We start from the raw sequence: 9,911 nt of genomic DNA on the forward strand, positions 1-9,911 counted from the left end.
TACCCGGAAACGGCCCTGGGCAACCCCGCCCGAAGCGGCGGAAGCGCGAATCAGCCGAACAGGAGCTGGGCGATCGCGACCAGCCCCACCGCCACGATCACGCCGCGCAGCACCATCGGCGGAATCCGGCGCGCGAGCTTGGCGCCGAGCAGCCCGCCGATCGTCGAGCCGACCGCGATGAGCAGCACCGCCCACCAGCTGATCTCGGTCGCGCCGAGCAGCCACATCGTGATGAACAGCAGCGCGGCCGTGCCGTTGACGATCGACACCATCGCGTTCTTGGCGCCGTTGAGCCGCTGCAGGTCGTCGTCCAGCGCGATCCCCAGCAGCGCGATGAGCACGATCCCCTGCGCGGCGCCGAAGTAGCCGCCGTACATACCGGTGCCGAACACGCCCAGCCACAGCGCAAGGCTGCCTTCCGGGCGGTGCCCCTCCCGCCCGTTGCGGCGCTCCCGCATCCACGCCTGCATCCGGGGCTGGACGACCACCATCACCAGCGCGACGGCGATCAGTACCGGCACGATGAAGGCGAACGCCTCGGGCGGCAGCGTCAGGAGCAGCAGGCCGCCCGCGACCGCGCCCGCGAACGACGCGCTGCCCAGCCGCACCAGCCGGGCGCGCTGCCCCTGCAGTTCCTTGCGGTAGCCATACGCGCCGCTGACGTTGCCGGTCACCAGGCCGAGGTTGTTGGACACGTTCGCCACGACCGGCGGATAGCCGAGCGCGAGGAGGGTCGGGAAGGTGATCAGCGTGCCGGACCCCACGACGGCGTTGATCCCGCCGGCGGCGATCCCGGCGGCCAGCACCGCGATCGCGTCCCAGACGTCCACAGGGGCCCCTACTCGTTCACCAGGCTAACAATGCCCCACGATGGTAGAGAACCGTGCAGGTCAAGCCGGAAACCGGGGTGCCCGAAACGGGCAATACCGGCTGTCCGCACCCGGGGTCACCGGACGGCGCGGGCGTACCACCGGCCGTTCTGGCGCTCCACGGTGAGCGGGAGCCCGAAGGTGTCCGACAGCTGCTCGGCGGTGAACACCTCGTCCACCTTCCCCTGCGCGACGATCTCGCCGCCGCGGAGCAGCAGGGCGTGGGTGAAGCCCTCCGGGACCTCCTCCACGTGGTGCGTGACCATCGCCATCGTGGGCGCGGCGGGGTCGTCGGCGAACGTGGACAGCCGCGCGACGAGCTCCTCCCGGCCGCCGAGGTCGAGGCCCGCGGCGGGCTCGTCCAGCAGCAGGAGCTCCGGGTCCGGCATGAGCGCGCGGGCGATCTGGACGCGCTTGCGCTCGCCCTCCGACAGCGTGCCGAACGTGCGCCGCATCAGGTCGGCGCAGCCGAGGGCCTCCAGCAGCGCGACCGCGCGGCTCACGTCCGTCGAGTCGTACTCCTCCTGCCAGCGCCCCAGGATCGCGTACGAGGCCGTCAGCACCAGGTCGACGACGCGCTCACCGGCCGGCACCTTCTCCGCGACCGACGAGCTGGCCAGCCCGATGCGGGGACGCAGCTCGAAGACGTCCGTACGGCCCAGCTCCTCCTCCAGGATCACGACCTCGCCCTCGCTGGGGTGCAGCATCGCGCCGGCTATCTGGAGCAGCGTCGTCTTCCCGGCCCCGTTCGGGCCCAGGATGACCCAGCGCTCACCCTCGCCCACCGTCCACGTGACATCGCGCAGCAGGGTCGCCCCGCCGCGCCTGACCCCGACTCCGCGGAGCTGAAGCACCTCGCCGGCCATCGCGCGCCTTCGTCTCCCATCCGGGTGGTCCTGAACCTCAGACAAGAACCTATGTGATCCGGGGCGCCGGGCGCCTCCCCGAGGCCCACCGGAACGACGGTTCCGCGATGCTCCCCGGACGCGAGAGGTTGGTTACGTGCGGCGGCAACGGGCTTACAAACGCTTATGGTGGATCGCATGCTCGTACGGGAGTGTTGGGAAAGCGAATGAGCAAGAACGTATGAGAGCGGCCGCCGCGACGGCGCTCGTCTCCTGGGGCAACGCCTGGCTGACCGGGCACGTCGGCCTCGACGAGGCTGTGGACGCGGTCGAGGAGAGCGCGGGCCCGCAGATCCTCGGCGGCGCGCCCGCCGAGGTGACGCTGCGCCGCGGGCTCGGCGACCTGCGCGTCGGCGGGATGACGGCGCTGCGGCTGGCACTGCCCGAGCCGGGCGACCCGCTCGGCCTGACCGGCCCGCCCCCGCTGAACCGCGCCGCGATCGAGGCGGGCGCCGCCGTCGTCGCCGTGCTGGACGGCCGGGCGATGGGCCTCGTCCCCGCCGAGGACCGGCGCGGCTCGTCGTACGTCGGGGTCCGCTGGACGACGCACGACGCCTCCCCGGGGCCGCCCGACGTCCCGTCCCTCGCGGACGCCGACCGGCAGCTCACCCTCGCCATGCGGGACGCCACCGAGGCGCTGCTGACCGTGGACGACTTCGCCGGCGTGCCGCCCGAGATCGCCGACGCCCTCGTCGACCTGCGCGACCCGGAGCGCGGCGGCCACCCGCTCGCCCCCGGCTACCCGCCGCGCGCCCACCGCGTCGCCGCGCTCGCCGGCCGGCTGTCCCTCGTCGTGGAACTCGCCCGGCAGATGGACGACCGCGGCCTCGGCGCCGACCAGATGCGCCGCCGCGCCGAGGCGCTGCGGCTGTTGGACCGTGCCGTCCGGCGAGCGCTGGTCGCCGCGTGCAACAGCGCGTTCGACACCGTCCCGTAGCGCTCCCCCGGTAACGCGAAGCGGGGCGCCCCCGAAGGGACGCCCCGCTCTCATGGACCGGTGATCAGGCGCGGACCACGATGGTGTTGCAGACCTTGTCGGCGAACGTCTGCTTGCGGTCGTCCCACAGCGGCCAGAGGAAGCCGAGGTAGCACAGCGCGCCGTCGAGCACGTGCGCGATCTTGCGGACGACGGCCATGCCGAAGCCGATCGGCTGCCCGGTCTGCGCCCCGACCAGGCGGATGCCCATCTGCCGCTTGCCGATCGACTGGCCGGTCGTGCCCTCCTGGTGGCAGATCCACAGGAACAGGCCGATGTAGACGGCGAGGCCGATCAGCAGGAACAGCAGGCCGATCACGGCGGCGCCGCCGCTGCCGGACCCGCTGAGCAGGCTGCCGATCAGGTACAGCACGAAGAACGGGCCGCCGACGACGAGGTAGTCGATGATGTAGCCACCGGCACGCGAGCCCCACTCGGCCAGCTGGCCGGTCGAGCCGTAGTGGTGGTGGTGCACCTCCTGGTAGCCCGGCTGGCCGGCGGGCGTCTGGGCGCCGTAGCCGGGCTGCGCGGGGGGCTGCTGGCCGTACCCGGGCTGCTGGCCGTAGCCGGGCTGCGCGGGCGGCTGCTGGCCGTACCCGGGCTGCTGGCCGTAGCCGGGCTGCGCCGGCTGCTGGCCGTAACCGGGCTGGGCCGGGGGCTGCTGGCCGTACCCGGGCTGTTGCTGCCCGTAGCCCGGCTGCTGACCGTACGGGTCGTAGGGGTTCCCCACACTTGCTCCTTATTGATTGACCCTGTGGTTATGTGACGCCCGCCGGACCCGGTGGGCTCCGCAAGTCTGACCGAGGATCGACCGCGGCTCAAACGCGCAGAACACCGAACCGGACGAGCTGCCACAGCTCCGACCCCAGTAGGGCGGTGCCGAGCATCCAGGCACGGGTCTTCGGCTGGAGTGCCCACCACCGTCGTCCCAGCCCCAGCGGTGCGAGCGCCATCGCGATCGCACCGGCGAGGGCCACCGGGTTCGCCAGCACGGCCTGGGCGGGACGGCCCGAGCCGAGTTCGATGAACACGGTGGTGCTCCCGCAGAGGGGGCACGGGATTCCGGTGAGCGCCCGCAAGGGACAGAGCACGCCGGGGTCGTTGACACGGTGGATCCAGGACGCGCCGATGGCCGCTACGGCCATCGCCGCGACACGCAGCACCGCACCCATGGGTCCATGCCGTGCCGCGGTGAGGGTCCGGCTCACGGTCCCGCCGAGCACACCGTTCGGTGCACCGGCGGCCGCCGCCCCGGGCGATTCCCCCACGAATCCTCCGCCTCGATGACTAACTGAGTGACCCGTATACAGGGGTCACCCCGAGGCGGGTCAAGCCCGGCCAACCATCCGGGATCGGACCGTTACCGGAACTCGGCGACACCACCTCACGGCAAGAGTAGGACAAATCGCCACCTGCGCGAGCACTCTTTCACCCGACGACCGCCATGAATCGTCTGGAAATTCCCGCTGAACGAAGCGAACGAACGACCGATCCGGCGACCGCGCATGGACCGGATCCCCGCCCCGGCACGGAGTCCGGCCCGAAACCGGCGTCGCCGCGGCAGGCGAAGGTGTGATCAAACGCATGAGCGGACCCGCCGGGCGGCTTGCTCGTGGTCGCCTCGGCCGCGGTGGAGCGGGTGCGAGGCGGGTGCGGCGAGCCGGGCCGTGCGCGGTGGACGGGAGGGGCTCAGGCGTTGGCGGCGGCGCCCACGACCACGGGGCCTCCGGGGCCGCTGACGTGTTCGGACTCGACGACGTCGGCCACGACCGCGGTGATGTTGTCGGGGCCGCCGTTCTCGCGGGCCAGCTCGATCAGGCGATCGACGGCCCGCTGCGGGTCGGCCTCCGCGGACAGCACCTCGTAGATCTTCTGCGCGTCGACCGGGCCGCTCAGGCCGTCCGAGCACAGCAGATAGCGGTCGCCGAGCTGGGCGTCGCGCAGCCGCAGGTCTGGTTCGCGGTCGTCGCGGCCGTCCAGCACCCGGTACAGGACGTGCGACAGCCGCGACGTCTCGGCCGGGTCGGCGGTCTGGCCCGCCTGCTCCGCCTCGGCCTTGAGCAGCTCGTCCATCGTGTGGTCCTGGGTCATCTGGTACAGCTCGCCGTCGCGCAGCATGTAGCCGCGCGAGTCGCCGACGTGCGCCAGCGCCACGGACTCCCCGTGCCAGAGCATGGCGGTGAGCGTGGTGCCCATCCGGCTCAGGTCGGGACGTTCCTCCCGGGCGATCCGCAATTTCTCGTTGGCCTCGGCCACCGCGCGGCCCAGCACGTCGACAAGATCGTCTTTGCGGGCATCGGTGTCCAGCGAGCGCAGTGAGCCGATCACGGTGGAACTCGCGACCTCGCCGCCCGCGTAGCCGCCCATTCCGTCCGCGACAGCGATCAACCGCGCACCGGCGTAGCCCGAGTCCTCGTTGTTCTCTCGGTTACAGCCGATGTCGCTGCCTGCTGCGTATCTGATAGCTACGTTCATACCAATTTCGATGACGATCCTGTCAGAGGAGTTGTATCAGCCGCGGGCCCTGGCTTCACCGGTTTCCCCGGGTGCGCCGACGCCGTGCCGGACGGCGTACAGGGCCGCCTGCGTCCGATCCTGGACTCCCAGTTTCATGAGCAGATTACTGACGTGCGTCTTGACCGTCTTTTCGGACACCACGAGCGCGCGGGCGATCTCCCGGTTGGACCTCCCCCGCGCGATGTGCACGAGCACCTCCCGTTCCCGTTCGGTCAGCGCGGCCAGGCCGCGGTCGTCTCGGCCGGCCCCGCCCCCCGGGCCGTCCGCCAGCATCGCCTCGGCCGCGTCGGGCGCGAACAGCACGTGCCCGTCCCGGACCGCCCGGATCGCCTGCACCAGCGCCTGCGGATCGACGTCCTTGTACAGATACCCGGCCGCCCCCGCCTGCACCGCCGGCAGCACGTGCCCGCGCTCGGTGACGCTGGTGAGGACCAGGACCCGTGCCGCCACCCCCCGAGCCCGCAGCTCCGTCAGCGCGGCCAAGCCGCCGGCGCCCGGCATCTTGAGGTCCATGAGCACGATATCGGGCTCCAGCGATTCGGCCAGTGTCACGGCCGACACGCCGTCCCCGGCCTCGCCGACGACCTCGATGTCGTCCTGGATGCCGAGGAAGGTGCGCAGCCCCTGCCGGACGACCGGGTGGTCGTCGGCGATCAGGACCCTGATCGTGCCACCTCGCGGCCCCGCGCCGCCGGCGGTCACAGCGGCACCTCCAGCCGGACGGTCGTGCCCGTCCCCGGCCGGGCGTCGATCGTGAGGCCCCCGCCGATGGAGTACGCCCTGTCGCGCATGGACGCGAGCCCCAGCCCGTTCTGGGGCTCGGGCACGTCGGACGCGGCGAAGCCCGAACCGTCGTCGGCGACCTCCAGGACGGCGCTCCCGTCCCTGGTCGCCAGCCGCACCTCGACCGTCCGCGCCCCGGCGTGTCGCAGCGCGTTGTGGAGGGCCTCCTGGGTGATGCGGAAGGCGACGGCCTCATGCTCCTCCGGCAGGACGACCGCCTCGTCGGCGGCGATGCGCACGCTGGCGTCGTGCGCCCGGTCGAGGACCTCGACGTGCTTGCGCAGCGACGGGACCAGCCCGTCGGCGAGGTCGGCCGGGCGCAACTCGAAGATCACGGCGCGCAGCTCGTTGAGCGCCCCGGCGGCCAGCCGCTCGACCTGCGCCAGCTCCCGGACCGCGCGGGCCGGGTCGCGCTCGGCGAGCGTGGCCGCGGTGCGGGCCGTGAGCCGCAGCGAGAACAGCTTCTGGGCGACGGCGTCGTGCAGCTCGCGCGCCATGCGGTTGCGTTCGGCGACGACCGTCAGCTCGCGGTTGCGCTCGTAGAGCCGCGCGTTCGTGATGGCGATCGCGGCGTGCGCGGCGAACAGCGTCAGGAGCTCCTCGTCGGCGGCGCTGAACCCGCCGGGGCCGCGCCTGTTCGCGAGGAAGAGGATGCCGAGGACGTTCTCGCCGTCCAGGATCGGCACGCCCAGGAAGTCCTTCAGGACGGGATGCGCGGTCGGCCAGCCCTCGAACTCGGGCTCCGTGCGGATGTCGGCGAGCCGCTTCGGCGCCCCCTCCCGCAGCATCGCGGCGAGCATCCCGTGCTGGCGGGGCAGCGGCCCGATCCGCTCCCACTCCTCGTCGGTGACGCCGTCGACGACGAACTCGGCGAACGAGCCCTCGTCGTCGGGCACACCGAGCGCGGCGTACCGGGCGTCCAGCAGCTGCGCGGCCGCCCGGACGATCACCTGGAGCACCTCGTGCACGGACAGGTGGCGGGTCACCGCGAGCACGGCCGAGCTCACGGCGTGCAGGGTCGCACCCTGGTCGCCGCAGCCGCCGCCCTCGGTCTCCATCCCGGCCTCTCGTCACCCGTGGTGCGAGCGCCTACCGGCACTCCCTGTGAAGACGGTACTCGGTGCCCGGGTCTTCTCGCCTCCCCCACGAAAGCCGAGCCCGCGGCCGCCCCACCCGCACCACCTGAGACGTCCGCGGACGGCTCAGGACGCGTCCGGGCCTCGCGGGTGGGGCCGAGCACGTCGTGACGCCGGAGCGCTGCGTCCGGGCCGTCGCGGACCTTCCCGCCGGTGCCGCGTCTCGCATGGCGGACCTGACGCACGAGCCGCACGTCACGGCCGGTACCGTTGGGAGCAGCTATGGACGGGTCAGGACAGCGCACGCTCCTCATCACACTCACCGGCCGCGACCGCCCCGGCGTGACGTCGCGTCTCTTCAGGACACTCGCGGAGTTCCCGCTCACCGTCGCCGACGTCGAGCAGGTCGTCATCCGCGGCCGGCTCATCCTCGGCGTCCTGCTCGCCTACAGCGAGGGCGCCGACATCGGGCGCGTGTGGAACGCCGCCGAACGCGTCGCCAACGACCTCGACATGGAGATCGAGCTGTCGACGGGCCGCAACAAGCGGATGCCGAAGCGCCGCGGCAGGCTGCACGTCACCGTCCTCGGCGCGCCGCTGAAGCCCGCCGCCATGGCCGGCATCGCGGGACGCATCTCCGCGCACGGCGCCAACATCGACCGCATGGAGCGGCTCGCGCAGAACCCCGTCACCTGCATCGAGATGGACGTCTCCGGCGCCGACCCCGACGCGCTCCGCGCCGCGCTCACCGCCGAGGCCGCCGAGCAGCAGGTCGACGTCGCCGTCCAGCTCGGCGGCCTGCACCGGCGCGCCAAGCGGCTGATCGTCATGGACGTCGACTCCACCCTCATCCAGGGCGAGGTCATCGAGCTGCTCGCCGAGCACGCCGGCTGCCTCGACGAGGTCGCCAAGGTCACCGAGGCCGCCATGCGCGGCGACCTCGACTTCGAGGGCTCGCTGCGCGAGCGGGTCGCGCTGCTCGCCGGGCTCGACGCGACCGCCATCGACGACGTCCGCGACAAGCTCCGCCTCGCCGCCGGCGCCCGCACCATGGTGCGCACGCTCAAGCGCCTCGACTACAAGTTCGCCATCGTCAGCGGCGGCTTCACCCAGGTCACCGACGCCCTCGTCGAGGACCTCGGCATCGACTACTCCGCCGCGAACACGCTGGAGATCGAGAACGGCAAGATCACCGGCCGGGTGCACGGCCCGGTCATCGACCGCGCCGGCAAGGCCGCCGCCCTCCGCCGCTTCGCCGCCGAGGCCGGCGTCCCCGTCAGCCAGACCGTCGCGATCGGCGACGGCGCCAACGACCTCGACATGCTCCAGGCGGCCGGGCTCGGCATCGCCTACAACGCCAAGCCCGTCGTCCGCGAGGCCGCCGACACCGCCGTCAACGTCCCCTACCTCGACACGATCGTCTTCCTGCTGGGCATCTCGCGCGAAGAGGTCGAGGCCGCCGACGCCCTCGACTTCCGGGGGGACGAGACCCCGGCCGCGCGGTAGGCACCGGAGGCCCCGTGCACCGACCCGCCGCGCGGCAGACGCCCGCCGCCCCGCGGGGCGGCGGAGGCACCGGCCCGTGGCGCTGAGGCTGCGGCGGCGCCCGGTCCTGCAAGACCCGGCCGACGGCGAACGGGCTCCGATACTGCAGCGGGCACGCGACGCCTACGTCCAGGCCAACGGGCGGGCGACGCCCATGTACGGGCTAGCGGCGGCGCTGGCCATGGCCGTCCCGCTGATCCTCGGGACGATGACCGGGCACGGCGCCCAAGGCTCGATGATCGCGCTCGGCGCCTACCTCGTCGCGCTGCGCGCCCCTGAAGGCCCCTACGGCACGCGGGCCCGCGACCTCGCGGTCGGCGTGCTGGTCGTGGCGGTGGGGTCGGGGATCGGCGGGCTGCTGAGCGAACGCACGTGGCTGCCCGTCCTCGTGGTGCCGCCGCTGGTCGCATTGGGCACCGCCATCCCGCGCATCGGGCCGACCGCCGGGCTCGCCGTCCTGCTCAGTGCGGTCCGGCCGCCGTCCGACGTCCTCCTCATCGGGGTGCTGGAACTCATCGGCGGGCTGCTCGTCACCGTCCTGCTGCTGGCGCCGTGGCCCGCGCGGCGGCTCCGCCCCCTGAACACCGCGCTCAGCGAGACCGCGGACGCGGTCGCCGAAGCGCTCGACGCCGTCGCGCAGGAGATCGGCGCACCCGACGCCGCCCTCCTCGACGACGTCGACGTCACCGACCCCGACCTGCGCGCGATCACCCGCATCCCCGACTGGGAGGCCAAGCGGCGGGCGGCATCAGAGGCGCTCACCACCGCACGCGCCACGTACGGGCTCTACCGGTCCGGACGCGGACGCCAGGACCCCACCCGCCCCGAACGGCTCATCGAAGGGCTGGCGCGCGTCCTGCACGAGACGGTGACGCTGCAGGCCGTCCTGGAGGCCACCCGGAACTACCCGCCCGACCGCGCCTGGGAGGAGGAGACCCAGACGGCGATCTGGGCGCTGGCGGCACGGCTGCGGCTGATCTCCGGCGCCATCGCCAGCGGCGGCCAGGCCCCGCTGGGCCGGGAGGAGTCCGCCGCCGTCCGGCGCATGGGACGCGCCGCCGAGCACATCCGGCGCGCCGGGCTCGCCGGCGACGAGGACCTCGTCGCCGTCGCGCTGATCGGCCAGGTCCGCCGGTCCGTCGACCGCATCGCCGGCGAGGTCGCCCGCACCCGCCGCATCACCGCGGGCGGACTCCGGATCGGCGTCGCACCGCCCCGGCTGCCCGAGACCCTCGACCCC

The 9,911-nt window shown here is 73.1% G+C and carries 10 protein-coding genes; 3 read left to right on the forward strand and 7 right to left on the reverse strand.

The features are described 5' to 3' along the window. Positions 1-50 precede the first annotated feature (50 nt). Together E1200_RS08255 and E1200_RS08260 are read right to left on the reverse strand one after the other, a co-directional pair. Complete coding sequence (locus tag E1200_RS08255; RefSeq protein ID WP_131951214.1) at positions 51-830, reverse strand: sulfite exporter TauE/SafE family protein; 780 nt, start codon at positions 828-830, stop codon at positions 51-53. Between the two features lie 116 nt (positions 831-946). Beyond that, entirely contained in the window at positions 947-1,735 is a 789-nt protein-coding gene (locus tag E1200_RS08260; protein ID WP_131951215.1) for an ABC transporter ATP-binding protein, read from the reverse strand. Between the two features lie 220 nt (positions 1,736-1,955). On the opposite strand from E1200_RS08260, the gene E1200_RS08265 reads away from it, so the two are divergent. Then, on the forward strand, positions 1,956-2,711 hold the full coding sequence (locus tag E1200_RS08265) for a hypothetical protein (protein ID WP_131951216.1): 756 nt from the start codon (positions 1,956-1,958) through the stop codon (positions 2,709-2,711). A gap of 64 nt (positions 2,712-2,775) precedes the next feature. Here E1200_RS08265 and E1200_RS08270 read toward each other — a convergent pair whose 3' ends face one another. From E1200_RS08270 to E1200_RS08290, 5 genes are all read right to left on the reverse strand, one after another. After that, positions 2,776-3,480, reverse strand: a complete 705-nt coding sequence (locus E1200_RS08270; protein ID WP_131951217.1) for an RDD family protein — start codon at positions 3,478-3,480, stop codon at positions 2,776-2,778. 88 nt (positions 3,481-3,568) lie between these two features. Next, positions 3,569-3,922, reverse strand: coding sequence for a DUF2752 domain-containing protein (locus E1200_RS08275; protein WP_131951218.1), 354 nt, complete (start codon positions 3,920-3,922; stop codon positions 3,569-3,571). 517 nt (positions 3,923-4,439) lie between these two features. Beyond that, positions 4,440-5,225: a protein phosphatase 2C domain-containing protein gene (locus E1200_RS08280; protein ID WP_131951219.1), complete on the reverse strand. Its 786-nt coding sequence runs from the start codon at positions 5,223-5,225 to the stop codon at positions 4,440-4,442. 36 nt (positions 5,226-5,261) lie between these two features. After that, a complete protein-coding gene (locus tag E1200_RS08285) occupies positions 5,262-5,969 on the reverse strand; it encodes a response regulator transcription factor (protein ID WP_131951220.1) in 708 nt (235 codons plus the stop codon). Beyond that, entirely contained in the window at positions 5,966-7,108 is a 1,143-nt protein-coding gene (locus E1200_RS08290) for a GAF domain-containing sensor histidine kinase (RefSeq protein WP_131951221.1), read from the reverse strand. The genes E1200_RS08285 and E1200_RS08290 overlap by 4 nt, the downstream gene beginning before the upstream one ends. 300 nt (positions 7,109-7,408) lie before the next feature. Between E1200_RS08290 and serB the strand changes: the two genes are divergently transcribed. Continuing rightward, a complete protein-coding gene (serB, locus tag E1200_RS08295; protein ID WP_131951222.1) occupies positions 7,409-8,632 on the forward strand; it encodes a phosphoserine phosphatase SerB in 1,224 nt (407 codons plus the stop codon). Between the two features lie 76 nt (positions 8,633-8,708). Further along, positions 8,709-9,911, forward strand: a 1,203-nt coding sequence (locus tag E1200_RS08300; protein ID WP_131951223.1) for a hypothetical protein, incomplete at its 3' end; no start/stop codon positions are given.

Origin of the sequence: Actinomadura sp. GC306, assembly GCF_004348665.1 — a bacterium.
In the GTDB taxonomy this organism is placed as follows: Bacteria; Actinomycetota; Actinomycetes; order Streptosporangiales; family Streptosporangiaceae; genus Spirillospora.